The 15,727-nt window shown below is 71.5% G+C and carries 10 protein-coding genes; 5 read left to right on the top strand and 5 right to left on the bottom strand.

What is annotated here, in order from left to right:
- Nucleotides 1-15 precede the first annotated feature (15 nt).
- From ACTWQF_RS15560 to ACTWQF_RS15545, 4 genes are all read right to left on the bottom strand, one after another.
- Nucleotides 16-1,188: an acyl-CoA dehydrogenase family protein gene (locus ACTWQF_RS15560; RefSeq protein WP_443279979.1), complete on the bottom strand. Its 1,173-nt coding sequence runs from the start codon at nucleotides 1,186-1,188 to the stop codon at nucleotides 16-18.
- Between the two features lie 2 nt (nucleotides 1,189-1,190).
- Nucleotides 1,191-2,306 carry a hydroxymethylglutaryl-CoA lyase gene (locus ACTWQF_RS15555; protein ID WP_443279978.1) on the bottom strand — a complete coding sequence of 372 codons (1,116 nt, stop codon included), beginning with the start codon at nucleotides 2,304-2,306 and terminating at the stop codon, nucleotides 1,191-1,193.
- Nucleotides 2,303-4,486 (bottom strand): ATP-binding protein, encoded by a 2,184-nt coding sequence (locus ACTWQF_RS15550; RefSeq protein WP_443279977.1) that lies wholly within the window; start codon nucleotides 4,484-4,486, stop codon nucleotides 2,303-2,305. Before ACTWQF_RS15550 ends, ACTWQF_RS15555 begins: the two co-directional genes overlap by 4 nt.
- Before the next feature lie 92 nt (nucleotides 4,487-4,578).
- Nucleotides 4,579-6,255 (bottom strand): carboxyl transferase domain-containing protein, encoded by a 1,677-nt coding sequence (locus ACTWQF_RS15545; protein ID WP_443279976.1) that lies wholly within the window; start codon nucleotides 6,253-6,255, stop codon nucleotides 4,579-4,581.
- Between the two features lie 173 nt (nucleotides 6,256-6,428).
- On the opposite strand from ACTWQF_RS15545, the gene ACTWQF_RS15540 reads away from it, so the two are divergent.
- The 3 genes from ACTWQF_RS15540 to tesB all read left to right on the top strand — a co-directional run bounded on the left by ACTWQF_RS15540 (nucleotide 6,429) and on the right by tesB (nucleotide 9,356).
- Entirely contained in the window at nucleotides 6,429-7,052 is a 624-nt protein-coding gene (locus ACTWQF_RS15540; protein ID WP_443279975.1) for an SACE_7040 family transcriptional regulator, read from the top strand.
- Nucleotides 7,053-7,195: 143 nt separating this feature from the next.
- Nucleotides 7,196-8,353, top strand: coding sequence for an acyl-CoA dehydrogenase family protein (locus ACTWQF_RS15535; RefSeq protein ID WP_443279974.1), 1,158 nt, complete (start codon nucleotides 7,196-7,198; stop codon nucleotides 8,351-8,353).
- 76 nt (nucleotides 8,354-8,429) lie between these two features.
- Nucleotides 8,430-9,356 (top strand): acyl-CoA thioesterase II, encoded by a 927-nt coding sequence (tesB, locus tag ACTWQF_RS15530; protein ID WP_443279973.1) that lies wholly within the window; start codon nucleotides 8,430-8,432, stop codon nucleotides 9,354-9,356.
- On the opposite strand, the gene ACTWQF_RS15525 is transcribed toward tesB, so the two are convergent.
- On the bottom strand, nucleotides 9,323-10,147 hold the full coding sequence (locus tag ACTWQF_RS15525) for a phosphatase (RefSeq protein WP_443279972.1): 825 nt from the start codon (nucleotides 10,145-10,147) through the stop codon (nucleotides 9,323-9,325). The genes tesB and ACTWQF_RS15525 overlap by 34 nt on opposite strands.
- 113 nt (nucleotides 10,148-10,260) lie before the next feature.
- Between ACTWQF_RS15525 and speB the strand changes: the two genes are divergently transcribed.
- Nucleotides 10,261-11,253 carry an agmatinase gene (gene speB, locus ACTWQF_RS15520; RefSeq protein ID WP_443246141.1) on the top strand — a complete coding sequence of 331 codons (993 nt, stop codon included), beginning with the start codon at nucleotides 10,261-10,263 and terminating at the stop codon, nucleotides 11,251-11,253.
- A gap of 623 nt (nucleotides 11,254-11,876) precedes the next feature.
- The gene (locus ACTWQF_RS15515) at nucleotides 11,877-15,656 is read left to right on the top strand and encodes an ABC transporter ATP-binding protein (RefSeq protein WP_443279971.1); all 3,780 of its coding nucleotides are present in this window, start codon (nucleotides 11,877-11,879) and stop codon (nucleotides 15,654-15,656) included.
- Nucleotides 15,657-15,727 lie beyond the last annotated feature (71 nt).

Genomic DNA, 15,727 nt, shown 5'->3' with positions numbered 1-15,727 from the left:
GCGGGGGCAGCGGCCTCACGCCCCTTCGCCCACCCCCAACTCCCGGGCCACCAGCATGCGCTGCACCTCGCTGGTGCCCTCGCCGATCTCCAGGATCTTCGCGTCCCGCCACATACGCGCCACCGGATACTCGTTCATGAAGCCGTAGCCGCCGTGGATCTGAGTGGCCTCACGGGCGTTGGTGACAGCGATCTCGCTGGAGTACAGCTTGGCCAGCGCCGCCTGCTTCTTGAACGGCTCGCCCGCCAGCAGCCGGGTCGCCGCATCCCGCCAGGCCAGCCGCGCGGTGTGGGCGCGCATCTCCATGTCCGCGATCTTGAATTGGATCGCCTGGTTGGCGCCGATGGGCTTGCCGAAGGCCATACGGGTGTTGGCGTAGCGCACCGACTCGTCCACACAGCCCTGGGCGAGGCCGGTGGCCAGCGCGGAGATCGCGATCCGGCCCTCGTCCAGAATCCGCAGGAACTGGGCGTAGCCGCGGCCCTGTTCGCCCAGCAGGTTGGCCTTCGGGACGCGGACATCGGCGAAGGACAGCTCATGGGTGTCCGAGGCGTTCCAGCCGACCTTGGAGTAGGCCGGCGCGACGGTGAACCCGGGGGTGCCGGACGGGACGATGATCGTGGAGATGCGCGGGGCGCCGTCGTCCTTCCGCCCGGTGACGGCGGTGATGGTGACCAGCCCCGTTATCTCCGTACCGGAGTTGGTGATGAAGGACTTGGTGCCGTTGATCACCCACTCGTCGGCGTCCTCGTCCAGCACGGCAGTGGTGCGGGTGCCGCCCGCGTCAGAACCGCACTCCGGCTCGGTCAGCCCGAAGGCGCCCAGGATCTCGCCGGTGCACAGCCGCGGCAGCCACTCGCGCTTCTGCTCCTTCGTACCGAAGAGGTACAGCGGCATCGCGCCCAGCGACACCCCCGCTTCCAGCGTGATGGCGACGGAGGAGTCCACCCGGGCCAGCTCCTCCAGGGCGATGCACAGCGCCAGGTAGTCGCCGCCCATTCCGCCGTACTCCTCGGGGAAGGGCAGGCCGAACAGGCCCATGGAGCCCATCTGCCGGACGATTTCGTACGGGAACTCATGCTGTTCGTAGAACTCGCCGATCTTGGGTGCGACCACATCGTGGGCGAACTCCTCGACGGTGCGGCGCAGTTCCTCGTGCTCGGGGGAGAGGCGGTGGTCGAGTGCCATGGTCACTGCTCCTTGGGGGAGGCCGTGCCGGTGAGGGCGCGGACCGTACGGGACGGGCTGGGTCGGCCCAGTTGCTCGGCCATCCAGCGGCTGGTGGCGCTGAGCCGGGCCAGGTCGACACCCGTTTCGATGCCGAGGCCGTGCAGCATCCAGACGAGGTCTTCGGTGGCGAGGTTTCCGGTGGCGCTCTTGGCGTACGGGCAGCCGCCCAGCCCGCCGGCCGAGGCGTCCACCGTGGCCACGCCGTGCTGCAGCGCCGCGAGGGTGTTGGCGAGGGCCTGGCCGTAGGTGTCGTGGAAGTGCACGGCGAGTACGGGGCCGACGGATGGCGCGGAGCCGGGAGTGCCGGGAGTGCCGGGAGCGCTGGGAGTGCCGGGAGCGCTGGGAGTGCCGTGAGTGCCGTGAGCGCCGGTTTCGGCCGAAGCAGGCAGCCCTGCGGTGCCCAGCGCCGTGAGAAGGGCGTGGACATGGCCGGGGGTGGCGACGCCGATGGTGTCGCCCAGGCTCAGCTCGTCGCAGCCCATGCCGGCCAGCACCTGGCACACCCGGACCACCTGCTCGACGGGGACGGGGCCCTCCCATGGGTCGCCGAAGCACATCGACAGGTAGCCGCGCACCCGGAGCCCCTCCCGCTTGGCGCGGGTCGCCACGGGCTCGAACATCTCCAGCGCACCGTCGACCGTGCGGTTCAGATTGGCCTTGGCGAACGACTCGGTGGCGCTGGCGAACACGGCCACCTCCCGCGCCCCCAGCGTCAGCGCCCGCTCCAGCCCACGCGCGTTGGGCACCAGCCCCGGCAGCCGTACCCCCGCCAGACCGCTCAGCCGCGGATACAGCTCCTCCGCGTCGGCGAGTTGGGGGACCCACTTGGGGTGCACGAAGCTGGTGGCCTCCACGGTGCTCAGCCCCGCCGCCGCCAGCCGCTCGATGAACTCCGCCTTCACCTCGACCGGGACGATCGCCGACTCGTTCTGCAGCCCGTCGCGCGGGCCGACCTCATGGATCCGCACTCGGGCGGGCAGACCCCCCTGGCCCTCCAGCGGGAAGACCATGGGCAGGTCCGCCGGTGAACCGCCGGGCCGGCCGCCTGGTGTCGTGGGGGTCGTCACGTCCGTCATTCCGCCGCCTCCGTTCCGGCCGCCGGCTCGCCGTTCTCGTACGGGTCCACCACCGCGAGCACCTGGTCCATCGCCACCGTGCTGCCCGCCGTCACCTCCAGCTCGGCCACCCGGCCAGCGTGCGGCGCCGTGATGACGTGCTCCATCTTCATGGCCTCCACCACCAGCAGGCTCTGGCCCGCCGCCACCTCGTCGCCGACGGCTGCCTTGACCACGGTGACGGTGCCGGGCATGGGCGCCGTCAGCGCGTCGGCGCCGTGCGCGCTCCCGGCCCGCCGCAGGGCGTCCGCCACCGGATCGTGGCCGCGCACCTGCCAGGCTTCGCCGTCCCGGCCCAGCCAGACCCCCGGGGTATCACCGTCCATGCACAGGGCGCGGGTGAAGGTGCGGCTCATGCCGTCCCAGTCGAGCCGCACCGTCGGACCCTCGGCCGCCGCGCCCGGCGCCAGCCGCGCCCGCACCGGAGTGGCGCCGTCGACGCTGACCTCCATCTCGCCCGGAGCCGGAGGTCCTTCGGGGCGCCTGCCGTCCGGCGCGGCCGGGCGGACCCGCACCGCCACCGGATCGCGGCCGGGCACCCGCAGATGGTGCACCGTCCAGGCCCGCTGCCCGCCGAGCCGCCACCCGGACGGCACCGAGAACGGGCTGACCCAGCCGGTGGCCCCGCCCCGCGGAGGCCCGGCCTCCGGAGCGGCACCCGGTGTGCCGGTGGGGAGTTGCGCCGTACCGGTGTCCGGGGTGAGCGCTGCCTGCCGCAGCAGTGCCGCCGCGCCGTACACCTCGTCGGGCACGCCCTCGGGCAACAGCCCGGCCGCCGCCCGGTCCACCAGGCCGGTGTCCAGCTCACCCGAGGCGACCTCGGGGTGGGCCAGGAGAGCGCGCAGGAACGCCGTGTTGGTGTCCACCCCCAGCACCGTCGTCCGCGCCAGCGCCGCCCGCAGCCCGCGCAGCGCCGCGGCCCGGTCGGGGCCCCACGCTATGACCTTGGCGAGCATCGGGTCGTACGTCGTGCCCACCTCCGTGCCCTCGATCAGCCCGGAGTCGGTGCGTACCCCCTCGCCCTGCGGTTCCTCCAGCAGCAGCACCCTCCCGGCCGAGGGCAGGAAGTCCACGCGGCCGCTCTCGGCACCTGGCGCGACGCGGGCGGTCTCCGCGCAGATCCGGGCCTCCACCGCGTGCCCGTCCAGGGCGATGTCCTTCTGCGCGAAGGGCAGCGGCTCCCCGGCGGCGACCCGCAGCTGCCACTCCACCAGATCGAGCCCGGTGATCAGCTCGGTGACCGGGTGTTCCACCTGGAGCCGGGTGTTCATCTCCATGAAGTAGTACGACCCGGAGCCGTCGCCCGGCACGATGAACTCCACCGTCCCCGCGCCCAGATAGCCGCACGAGCGTGCCGCGTTCACCGCCGCCCGGCCCATGGCTTCCCGCGTCGCCGCGTCCAGCAGCGGGCTGGGGGCCTCCTCGACGATCTTCTGATGGCGGCGCTGGAGCGAGCACTCGCGCTCTCCCAGATGCAGCACATTGCCGTGGCCGTCCGCCAGCACCTGGATCTCGATATGCCGGGGCCGGTCGATCCACCGCTCCACCAGCAGCCCGTCGTCGCCGAACGCGCCCCTGGCCTCGCGGCGCGCTGCGGCGATCTCGTCGGGCAGTGCCGCCTCGTCGCGCACCAGCCGCATGCCCTTGCCGCCGCCACCGGCCGACGGCTTGAGCAGCACCGGGAGGCCCGTCTCCCGTGCCGCCACGGCCAGTTCCGCGTCGGTCAGTCCGCTGCCCGAGGAGCCCGGAACCACCGGGACGTCCGCCTCGCGCACCGTCTCCTTGGCGCGGATCTTGTCGCCCATCAGCTCGATGGCCTCAGCGGGCGGCCCGATGAAGGCGAGGCCCGCCTCCGCGCAGCGCCGGGCGAACGCCGCGTTCTCCGCGAGGAATCCGTACCCCGGGTGGACGGCCTGGGCGCCGCTGCGCTGCGCCGCTTCCAGCAGCCGGTCCGCGCTCAGATAGCTGTGGACGGCCGCCGCGGGCCCGATCCGCACGGCTGTGTCGGCCTCCCGCACATGGCGGGCGTCGGCGTCCGCGTCGCTGTGCACCGCGACGGAACGGATACCGAGCCTCCGCAGCGTGCGGATCACCCGCACCGCGATCTCGCCGCGGTTGGCCACCAGCACCGTGTCGAACATCGGCCCTCTCCTCGCCCTCACGACCCCGTCGCTCCTGGCCCTGTTGCTCCTGGCCCCGACTTCAACGCTCGGCTGCGTCATGTCCCGCCCCCTCACATCCGGAAGACGCCGAAGCGGGGCGCCTCCGGATCGCGCTGCGGCAGGGGGGCGTTGGCACACGCGGTCAGCGCCAGCCCCAGCACCTGGCGGGTCTCCAAGGGGTCGATCACCCCGTCGTCCCACAGCCGGGCGGTGGCGTAGTACGCATTGCCCTGCGTCTCGTACTGCGCGCGGACGGGGGCGCGGAACTCCTCTTCCTCCTCGGCGCTCCACTCCTCGCCGCGCGCCTCCATCTGGTCCCGTTTGACGGTGGCGAGCACCGAGGCGGCCTGTTCGCCGCCCATCACCGAGATCTTGGCGTTCGGCCACATCCACAGGAAGCGTGGGCTGTAGGCCCGGCCGCACATCGAATAGTTGCCCGCGCCGTAGGAGCCGCCGATCACGACCGTCAGCTTCGGCACCCGGGCGCAGGCCACGGCGGTGACCATCTTGGCGCCGTGCTTGGCGATGCCACCCGCCTCGTAGTCCTTGCCGACCATGAAGCCCGAGATGTTCTGGAGGAAGAGCAGCGGGATGCCGCGCTGGTCGCACAGCTCGATGAAGTGGGCGCCCTTCTGGGCCGACTCGGAGAAGAGAATGCCGTTGTTGGCCACCACCCCGACCGGGTGGCCGTGGATATGGGCGAACCCGGTGACCAGCGTGGTGCCGTACTCCGCCTTGAACTCCTGGAAGCGGGAGCCGTCCACCAGGCGGGCGATGACCTCGTGTACGTCGTAGGGCGTGCGGGAGTCGGCGGGCACCACGTCGTAGAGCCCCGCGGCGTCCAGGGCCGGCTCCTCCGTGGGGCGCACCGCCCAGGGGAGGGCCGAGGCGGCCGGGGGCGCGGGCAGGGTGGCGACGATATGACGGACGATGCGCAGCGCGTGCGCGTCGTCCTCGGCGAGGTGGTCGGTGACGCCTGAGATCCGGGCGTGCGTCTCACCGCCGCCCAGCTCCTCGGCAGTGACCACCTCGCCGGTCGCGGCCTTCACCAGCGGCGGGCCGCCCAGGAAGATCGTGCCCTGCTCGCGCACGATCACCGCCTCGTCGCTCATCGCCGGGACGTAGGCGCCGCCCGCCGTGCAGGAGCCAAGGACGGCGGCGATCTGCGGGACGCCGGAGGCGGACATCCGGGCCTGGTTGTAGAAGATGCGGCCGAAGTGCTCGCGGTCGGGGAAGACTTCGTCCTGCATCGGCAGGAAAGCGCCGCCCGAGTCGACCAGGTAGAGACACGGCAGCCGGTTCTCCAGGGCGATTTCCTGGGCACGCAGATGCTTCTTGACCGTCATGGGGTAGTAGGTGCCGCCCTTGACCGTGGCGTCGTTGGCGACGATCACCGCCTCGCGGCCGGAGACCCGCCCGATGCCGGCGATCACTCCTGCGGCCGGGGCCGCGTCCTCGTACATCCCGTCCGCAGCCAGCGGTGAGAGCTCCAGGAAGGGGGAGCCGGGATCCAGCAGGGCGTCCACCCGCTCGCGCGGCAGCAGCTTGCCGCGCGCGGTGTGCCGCTCCCGGGCCCGGGCGCCGCCGCCCAGCCGGGCACGCGCCAGCTTTTCGCGGAGCTGCCCGGCCAGCTCGCGGTGGGCCCTGCGGTTCTCCGCCGCCGTGTCCGAGCCCGGGTCGAGGGCGCTCCCCAGGCGTGGCGCCGCGGGCCCGTGCCCGCTCACCTCCCGCACTGCTCGCTCGTTCATTCGGCCGGCCCCCTTGCTCGCACGTCACCACCACAAACAACCCGCGCACCCCGCCACCGCACAGCCGGCGCGGCGCACCACGAGTCGACACGACGGCCGCACATCGGTTAGCCGTCGTTAACTCGATGCCTCCAGGTTAACGCTCACTAACGCGGCTGTCTAGAATGGTCCGCATGAGCACGAAGACGGCAGGCACAGCCGCACCCAGCCGACGGGAGCAGATCCTGCGGGAGGCAGCTCGGCTCTTCGCCGAGCGTGGTTTCCACGGGGTGGGTGTCGACGAGATAGGAGCCGCCGTCGGTATCAGCGGCCCCGGCCTCTACCGCCACTTCGCGGGCAAGGACGCGATGCTCGCCGAGCTGCTGGTGGGTATCAGCGAGCGGCTCTACGAAGGAGGGCGGCGCAGATCCGAGGAGTCCGCGACGGCGGGCCTGCCTCCGGATGCGGCGCTGGACGCGCTGATCGAGGGGCACATCGACTTCGCGCTGGACGACCGCGAGCTGATCACCCTCCACGACCGTGAGCTGGACCGGCTGCGGGAGGCCGACCGCAAGCAGGTCCGCAAGCTCCAGCGGCAGTACGTCGAGCTGTGGGTCTCCGCCGTCCGTGCGCTGTACCCGGATCTGACCGAGCTGGAGGCCCGGGTCTCGGTGCACACCGTATTCGGGCTGCTGAACTCGACGCCGCATCTGAGCGGCCCCTCGGCGCTGCCCGACCGGGAGACGACGGCCGCGCTGCTGCACCGCCTGGCACGCGGCGCCCTCTCGGCCGCCGCGCCCAGGGAGCCCGCCGAGTAACCCCCGGGAGTCCGCCGGGCAACCCCTCAAAGCCCCGGCGACCAGGGGGCTGCTCTGGACAGTCGAGCTGACCGCTCGGTAGCTTTGGCTCCCATGGGCTGAGCAAGCGCTTAGCCATGGCCAAGGTGACGAGGAGGCGTGCTGTGCGCCGCACGGTGTTCAACGAGGACCACGAAGCGTTCCGCCAGACGATCCGCGACTTCATCGCGGCGGAGGTCGTGCCCTACTACCCGCAGTGGGCCGAGCAGGGCTATGTGCCCAAGGAGTTCTACAAGAAGCTCGGCGAACTGGGCGTCTTCGGCATCGAGGTCCCCGAGGAGTACGGCGGCGCGGGTGAGACCAGCTTCAAGTACAACGCCGTGATCACCGAGGAGTGCGCCCGCGCGGGCGTCAGCTTCGGCGGCTCCGGTGTGCACACCGCGCTCTGCCTCCCGTACCTGCTCAAGTACGCCGACGAGGAGCAGAAGAAGCGCTGGCTGCCCGACTTCGTCTCCGGCGAGATGATGACCGCCATCGCCATGACCGAGCCGGGCACCGGCTCCGACCTGGCCGGGATGAAGACCACCGCCAAGCTCTCCGAGGACGGCACGCACTACATCCTCAACGGCGCCAAGACCTTCATCACCGGCGGTGTACAGGCGGACCGCGTCCTGGTCTGCGCCCGTACGGCACCTCCGACGCCCGAGGACCGGCGCGGCGGCATCTCCATCCTCGTGGTGGACGCCAGGAGCGAGGGCTACGCGGTCGGCCGCAAGCTCGACAAGCTCGGGCTGCGTACCTCCGACACCGCTGAGCTGTCCTTCACCGACGTCAAGGTGCCCGTGGAGGACCTGCTGGGCGAGGAGGGCAAGGCGTTCTCCTACCTCACCCACAACCTGCCGCAGGAGCGGCTGGGCATCGCCATAGGCGCTTACGCGATGTCCGCGGCTGCCGTGCGCTTCGCCCACCAGTACGTCAAGGAGCGGACGGTCTTCGGCAAGGAGGTGGCCTCCTTCCAGAACACCAAGTTCGTGCTCGCCGACTGCAAGGCGGACGTGGACGCGATGGAGGCCGTCGTGGACCGCGCCCTGGAGGCGCTGGACGCCGGCGAGTTGACGCCCGCGGACGCCGCCTCGGCCAAGCTGTTCACCACCGAGATCGCCGCCCGGGTCATCGACAAGTGCCTGCAGCTGCACGGCGGTTACGGCTACATGCTGGAGTACCCGATCGCCAACCTGTACGCCGACACCCGCGTCTCGCGTATCTACGGCGGCACCAGTGAGGTCATGCGCTCCATCGTCGCGAAGTCCATGGGCCTGTGAGCGAGGCGACCGTGCCGGACCACGGGCCGGTGAGCGGCGGGACCGCGCCGCAGCCCCCCTCGGCAGAATCAGGAACATGAGCCAAGAACTGACGTCCCTGCTCGCCCTGCTCGACCTGGAGCGCGTCGAACAGGACATCTTCCGCGGCAGCAGCCGTCCCGCCGTCGTCCCCCGGGTCTTCGGCGGGCAGGTCGCGGCCCAGGCACTCGTCGCCGCCTGCCGCACCGTTCCCGCCGGGCGGCTGCCGCACTCCCTGCACGCGTACTTCCTGCGTCCCGGCGACCCGGGGGCGCACATCGTCTACACGGTGGACCGGATACGCGACGGGCGGTCCTTCACCACGCGCCGGGTGGTGGCCGTACAGCACGGGCAGCCGATCTTCCATCTGTCCGCCTCGTTCCAGGTGTACGAGGAAGGGATGGAGCACCAGGAGCCGATGCCCCAGGCGCCCGACCCGGAGACGCTGCCGACCGCGGAGGAGATCCTGCCGCGCTACCGGGAGCTGTTCGCCGACCCCCAGGTGCCCGAGCGGCTGCTGCGGGCGCGGGCCGCGGTGGATCTGCGGTACGTCGAGGAGCCGCCGTTCGGCAGGGTGGGCAGGCCGGGTGAGCCTCGCTCCCAGGTGTGGTTCCGCACCAACGGGAAGCTGGACGGCGAGCTGGACGACCCGATGCTGCACATCTGCCTGGCGACCTACGTCTCGGACATGACGCTGCTGGACTCCGTGCTGCTCGCGCACGGCAGGGGCGGCTGGGCGGTCGGCGATGTGGTCGGGGCCAGCCTGGACCACGCCATGTGGTTCCACCGTCCGTTCCGCGCCGACGAGTGGCTGCTCTACGACCAGCAGTCACCCACGGCACAGGGCGGCAGAGGGCTCGCGAGTGGGCGGATCTTCACCCGGGACGGCCGGCTGGTCGTCTCCGTCATCCAGGAGGGCGTTGTCCGAGCGCCGCGGGGGGAGAGCGGCGGTCAGCCGGTCAGCCCCGCGGCAGCCAGCAGGTAGGCCGTCATCGGCTCGTAGAAGCGCGGGTCGACCACATGGTCGTCCAGGGGCACGGTGACCTCCAGGGTGCCCTCCGCCTCGCCCAGGAAGAGCGCGGGGTCGTTGCAGTCGGCGAACCCGACAGCGGTCAGTCCGTGCTGCGCCGCGCGGCCCGCCCAGCCGTGGTCGGCCACCACCAGGTCGGGCAGCGGCTCTCCGGCCTGCTCCAGAGCGTGCAGCACACCCGCCATCGGCTCGGGGGAGTGGGTGTGCCACAGGGAGGCGCCCCGCTCGTAGACGGCGACCCCCTGGAACTGCACGATGACGCCCTCGTCCGCGAAGACGTTCAGCGGAGTGCGGACGATGTCGCACCCGGCCGAACGCAGCGCGGTGGCGAGGGTGCCGTGCATGTCGAGCAGCGCCCCCGGGTGACCGGTGGCGAACAGCACCCGGCTGCGCCCCTCGGCCGCCTTGCGCAGCTCGGCGGCTGCCCGGTCGAGCGCCGCCACGGTCAGCTCCGGGTCGATGGTGTCCTGGCCCGTGCGGTAGTCCGGGTCGTCGTTGACGCCGCACCGCTCGGCCATCACCGCCAGCACGTCCTGCTCGTCCGCCCACCGGTCGCCCAGCTCCAGGCCGAGCCAGTAGTGGCGGTCGCCGTTGGCGAGCTTGCGGTAGTGGGACAGGTTGTTCTCCCGCGGCGTGGCGACGTCCCCCGCGATCCGGGTGCGCACCAAGTGGCTGGTCAGCTCGTCACGGGAGGGCGCTTCCGGAAGCGGCAGGGGCAGCGACACGGGCAAGAGAGGCTGTGACATGTAGCCATTGTGGCTTGTACGGCTGCTGGATGGACGGAGTGTCCAAAAGGCGGCGGTACGCCCCTGCGGACCGTCCAACGGCGGACGAGCCCGTTCCGCCTACGCTCGACGGTATGACCAGCAGCGAAATTCATCCCTCCGACAGCGTTCCGACGCCCCGTGGCCCCGTCGACTCCTCCCGGGTGCCCCGCTACGCGGGCCCCGCCACCTTCGCGAGGCTGCCGCGGATCGACGAGACGGGCGGCCGGGCCGACGTCGCCGTGGTGGGCGTCCCGTTCGACACCGGCGTCTCCTACCGCCCCGGCGCCCGCTTCGGCGGGAACGCCGTCCGGGAGGCGTCGCGGCTGCTGCGGCCCTACAACCCGGCGCAGGACGCCGCGCCCTTCGCGCTGGCGCAGGTCGCGGACGCCGGGGACATCGCAGTCAACCCGTTCGACATCAATGAAGCCGTCGAGACGGTGGAGGAGGCGGCCGGCTCCCTCCTGGAGACCGGCGCCCGGCTGATGACGCTCGGCGGCGACCACACCATCGCGCTGCCGCTGCTGCGCGCGATGGCCCGTAAGCACGGCCCCGTGGCACTGCTGCACTTCGATGCGCACCTGGACACCTGGGACACCTACTTCGGCGCCGCCTACACCCACGGCACCCCGTTCCGGCGCGCGGTCGAGGAGGGGCTGCTGGACACCTCGGCGCTCTCCCATGTGGGCACCAGGGGACCGCTGTACGGAAAGCGCGACCTGGACGACGACGCCAAGATGGGCTTCGGCATCGTCACCTCAGCCGATGTGATGCGGCGGGGCGTGGACGAGGTGACCGACCAGCTGCGGCAGCGCATCGGCAACCGCCCGCTCTACGTCTCGGTGGACATCGATGTGCTCGACCCCGCGCACGCGCCGGGTACAGGCACTCCGGAGGCGGGCGGACTCACCTCGCGGGAACTGCTGGAGATCCTGCGCGGCCTGTCCGACTGCAATCTGATCTCTGCCGATCTGGTGGAGGTCGCGCCCGCTTACGACCACGCGGAGATCACTTCTGTGGCCGCCTCGCACACGGCGTACGAGCTGACGACGCTGATGACACGGCAGATCGCGGCAGCTCGCGGCTGACGAGGGGGCTGTTCAGGCGGCCTGGATGAGCGGGTTCCGGCCGTGTTTGGGGACCGTGTCCTTCCGGTGCCCCGTGCGCGTTCTGCCCCTGTCCTGTACCCGTGGGGGGAATTGGCCGCGTTCGGCGTCCCGAACGATGCAGGTCGTGATGGGCTTGACGGTACACGGCAAAACGCCCGCTCAGTCACGGAACGCCACTGGTTTAATACGGGACGTTACTAAATTTGATCGGTCGATGTGCATTCCGTGGAAGTTCTCGACAGACTGCACAAGCGATCCCGCGGGAAGACGGCGCGGAGCGATTGCGGAGCTGGCCTCGTGGGGGGTGCCGGCCCGCGCGCACCCAGGGACGCGCCGTCGGTGGCCGGGGCGGCCTCGGAAGAGCCAAGGGCTCACCGGGCCGCCTTCGGTCACCCTTTCCTCCCCGGCCCCTGTCGCTCCTCGCCGCCCCCGGCATTTCCTCTCCCCTTCCGGCGCTCTCCTCCCGCCCCGTGCGCTCTCCTTCTGCCCCCTGTGCGCTCATCCCGCCCCTGGGCAGCCCGGGATGAAAATCCGATCCTTTGCTGTTGGGCTTTCCGCAGGGAAGGCCGGGAAGGGCCCGAAGCGAAGGGACTGGGGACGTCGTGACGAAGGAGAGTGCGGATGCGCGGGGCTGGGCGCGGCGGCTGGCCGGGTACTGCTGGCGGTACCGACGCGCGGTCGTGCTCGCGCTGGGCGCCTCGCTGGGCGGCATGGCCGTCATGGCACTCGTTCCGCTGCTGACCAAGATCATCATCGATGACGTGGTCGTCGGCGGGAAGGGCAGCCTGTGGACGTGGATCGGGCTGCTCATCGCCGCCGCTGCCGTCATCTACGTACTGACCTACGCGCGCCGCTACTACGGCGGACGGCTCGCGCTGGACGTCCAGCACGACCTGCGGACCGAGATGTACCGCTCGATCGTGAGGCTGGACGGGCGCAGTCAGGACGAGCTGTCCACCGGGCAGGTCGTCGGGCGCGGCACCAGCGATCTCCAGCTGGTGCAGAGCCTGTTGTTCATGCTGCCCATGATGATCGGCAACGTGCTGCTGTTCCTGGTGGCGCTCGTCGTGATGTTCGTCCTCTCGCCGCTGCTGACCCTGGTCTCGGTGGCCGTCTTCCCGCTGCTGTGGTGGGTCGCCGACCTCAGCCGCAAGCGCCTCTTCCCGGCGACCTGGTACGCGCAGCAGCAGGCCGGTGCGGTCGCCTCCGTAGTGGACGGATCGGTCACCGGCGTCCGCGTGGTGAAAGGGTTCGGGCAGGAAGCGCAGGAGACCGGAAAGCTGCGGACCATCAGCCGGAAGCTGTTCGCCGGGCGGCTGCGCACCGTACGACTCAACGCGCGCTACACCCCGGCCCTTCAGACAGTGCCCTCCCTCGGGCAGGTCGGCATGCTGGCGCTCGGCGGCTGGATGGCCACCCGCGGGGAGATCACCCTGGGCACCTTCGTCGCCTTCTCCACCTACCTGGCGCAGCTGGTGGGCCCCGTCCGGATGCTGGCCATGATGCTCACCGTTGGACAGCAGGCACGGGCAGGTGTCGAGCGGGTCTACGACCTGATCGACACCGAACCGCAGATGGCCGAGAGCCCGCATGCGCGTGCCCTCCCGAAGTCCGCCGACGCTTCCGTCGAGTTCGAGGACGTCACCTTCGGCTACGCACCGGACAACCCGGTGCTGGACGGCTTCAGCCTGCGCATCGAGCCCGGTGAGACGGTCGCTCTGGTGGGCGCCAGCGGCAGCGGCAAGTCCACCGTCTCCATGCTGCTGCCGCGCTACTACGACGTGACGGGCGGAGCGGTGCGCGTCGGCGGCCAGGACGTGCGGGAGCTGACGCTGGACTCCCTGCGCTCCGCCATCGGCCTCGTACCCGAGAACCCGTTCCTGTTCTCCTCCTCCCTCCGGGAGAACATCGCCTACGGCGCCCCCGACGCCACCGACGAGGAGATCCGCGCCGCCGCCCGGGCCGCGCAGGCCGACCGCTTCATCCAGGAGCTGCCCGACGGCTACGAGACCGCCGTCGGCGAGCAGGGACTGACCCTCTCCGGCGGACAGCGGCAGCGCATCGCGCTCGCCCGCGCCCTGCTGACCGACCCGCGGCTGCTGCTCCTGGACGACGCCACCTCGGCCGTGGACGCCCGCGTGGAGCACGAGATACACGAGGCGCTGCGCGAGGTCATGGCGGGCCGCACCACGCTGCTGATCGCCCACCGGCAGTCCACCCTGGCGCTGGCCGACCGCATCGCGGTGCTGGAGGGCGGGCGGCTGGCCGACATGGGCACCCATGCGGAACTGACCGAGCGCTGCGCCCTCTACCGACGGCTGCTGACCGACCCGGACGAACTCGGCGATGTGGAGCGCGACCCGGCCGGTATGGCGGTGCACGACGCACACGAGACCGTCGACGGGGTGACGCCCGAACTGTGGGTGCGCGAGCAGGAGCCGGCAGCGGACGGTGCGGCCTCGGCGGGCAGCACCGGCACCGCCGCCGCGCAGGCCGGACGGCCCGGTACCTTCGGAGCCGAACTCGCGGGGCTGCCCGGCAGCCCCGAACTGCTCGCCAGAGTGGCCGCCCTGCCGCCCGCCGACGACACCCCGGACGTGGACGAGGAGCGCGCCGAGCGGCGGGAGGACTCCTACGGGCTGCGCCGCCTGCTGCGCGGCTTCGGCGCCGCCCTGCTGGTCTCCCTCGTCTTTGCCGCACTGGACGCCGGGTTCGGGCTGCTGCTGCCCGTGCTGATCCGGCACGGCATCGACGACGGTGTGGAGAAGGGCGCGCTGGGCGCCGTCTGGTTCGCCTCCGGACTGGCGCTGGCCGTGGTCGTCGCCCAGTGGGCCGCACAGATCGGCTCACTGCTGCTGACCGGACGCACCGGAGAGCGGGTGCTGTACGCCCTGCGGGTGAAGATTTTCGCGCAGTTGCAGCGGCTCGGACTTGACTACTACGAACGGCACTTGGCGGGTGCCGTGATGACCCGTATGACGACCGACGTGGACGCGCTGTCCACGTTCCTGCAGACCGGTCTCGTCACCGCCGTCGTCTCGCTCTTCACCTTCCTCGGCATCCTCGGCGCGCTGCTGGTGCTCGACGTACAGCTGGCCCTGGTCGTCTTCGCGACGCTGCCGCTGCTGGTCGTCGGGACGGTCTTCTTCCGCAGGCAGAGCGTCAAGGCGTACGAACTGGCCCGCGAGCGGGTGAGCGTGGTCAACGCGGACCTTCAGGAGTCGGTGGCCGGGCTGCGGATGGTGCAGGCGTTCCGGGGCGAGGAGCGCGGCGCCGAACAGTTCGAGCGGCGCAGCGACGGCTACCGCCGGGCGCGGGTGCGCGGCCAGTGGCTGATATCCGTCTACTTCCCCTTCGTTCAGCTCCTCGCCTCCGTGGCAACGGCAGCGGTGCTGGTCGTCGGCGCGGGACGGATCGAGAACAACACGCTGACGGCGGGCGCGCTGGTGGCCTACCTGCTCTACATCGAGCTGTTCTTCGCACCGGTGCAGCAGCTCTCGCAGGTCTTCGACGGATACCAGCAGGCGGCCGTCTCGCTGCGCCGCATCCAGGAGCTGCTGCGCGAGGAGAGCAGCACGCCCCCGGCGGCGTCTCCGCGCGAACTGACGGCACTGCGCGGCCGGATCGAGTTCCAGGACGTGCACTTCCGCTACGCCACCGCCGACCCGGCCGGTGCGCAGGAGGGCGAGGAGGCGCTCTCGGGCGTCCGGCTGACCATTCCGGCCGGGCAGACCGTCGCCTTCGTGGGGGAGACCGGCGCGGGCAAGTCCACCCTGGTCAAGCTCGTCGCCCGGTTCTACGACCCGAGCGGGGGCGCCGTCCTGGTCGACGGCCACGATCTGCGCGACATCGACCTGACGGGCTACCGGCACCGGCTCGGGGTGGTGCCCCAGGAGCCCTACCTCTTCCCGGGCACCGTACGGGACGCCATCGCCTACGGCCGGATGGACGCGACGGACGCCGAGGTGGAGGCGGCGGCACGGGCGGTCGGCGCGCACGACATGATCGCCTCCTTGTCGGGCGGCTATCTGCACGAGGTGGACGAGCGGGGCCGCAATCTGTCCGCCGGACAGCGGCAGTTGATCGCGCTGGCCAGGGCCGAACTGGTGGACCCGGCGATCCTGCTGCTGGACGAGGCGACGGCGGCGCTCGACCTGGCGACCGAGTCGCTGGTCAACCAGGCCACCGACCGGCTGGCCGGGTCGCGCACCACGCTGGTGGTGGCGCACCGGCTGACGACCGCCGCGCGCGCCGACCGGGTGGTCGTCCTCGACCACGGGCGCATCGTCGAGGACGGCACGCACGAGGAGCTGGTAGCACGCGGCGGACGCTACGCGGAGCTGTGGCGCACCTTCGCGGGGGAGCCCGCGGGGGCCCACTGAGCCGCGGCCAGGGTTTGTCCCCGGCTGGGTAGGACGCGCCCCGAAGGGGCGCGGGGAACTGCGCGATCATC

The organism is Streptomyces sp. 8N114 (genome assembly GCF_052245835.1).
In the GTDB taxonomy this organism is placed as follows: domain Bacteria; phylum Actinomycetota; class Actinomycetes; order Streptomycetales; family Streptomycetaceae; genus Streptomyces.
The sequence above is the reverse complement of the archived record's forward strand: the minus strand, read 5'-3'. Positions and strand labels throughout refer to the sequence as shown.

Coding starts and splice junctions, on each gene's coding strand:
- ACTWQF_RS15540 (WP_443279975.1), top strand. CDS start 6,429: ATGAGCACGAAGACGGCAGGCACAGCCGCACCCAGCCGACGGGAGCAG.
- ACTWQF_RS15545 (WP_443279976.1), bottom strand. CDS start 6,255: ATGAACGAGCGAGCAGTGCGGGAGGTGAGCGGGCACGGGCCCGCGGCG.
- ACTWQF_RS15560 (WP_443279979.1), bottom strand. CDS start 1,188: ATGGCACTCGACCACCGCCTCTCCCCCGAGCACGAGGAACTGCGCCGC.
- tesB (WP_443279973.1), top strand. CDS start 8,430: ATGAGCCAAGAACTGACGTCCCTGCTCGCCCTGCTCGACCTGGAGCGC.
- ACTWQF_RS15555 (WP_443279978.1), bottom strand. CDS start 2,306: ATGACGGACGTGACGACCCCCACGACACCAGGCGGCCGGCCCGGCGGT.
- speB (WP_443246141.1), top strand. CDS start 10,261: ATGACCAGCAGCGAAATTCATCCCTCCGACAGCGTTCCGACGCCCCGT.
- ACTWQF_RS15525 (WP_443279972.1), bottom strand. CDS start 10,147: ATGTCACAGCCTCTCTTGCCCGTGTCGCTGCCCCTGCCGCTTCCGGAA.
- ACTWQF_RS15550 (WP_443279977.1), bottom strand. CDS start 4,486: ATGTTCGACACGGTGCTGGTGGCCAACCGCGGCGAGATCGCGGTGCGG.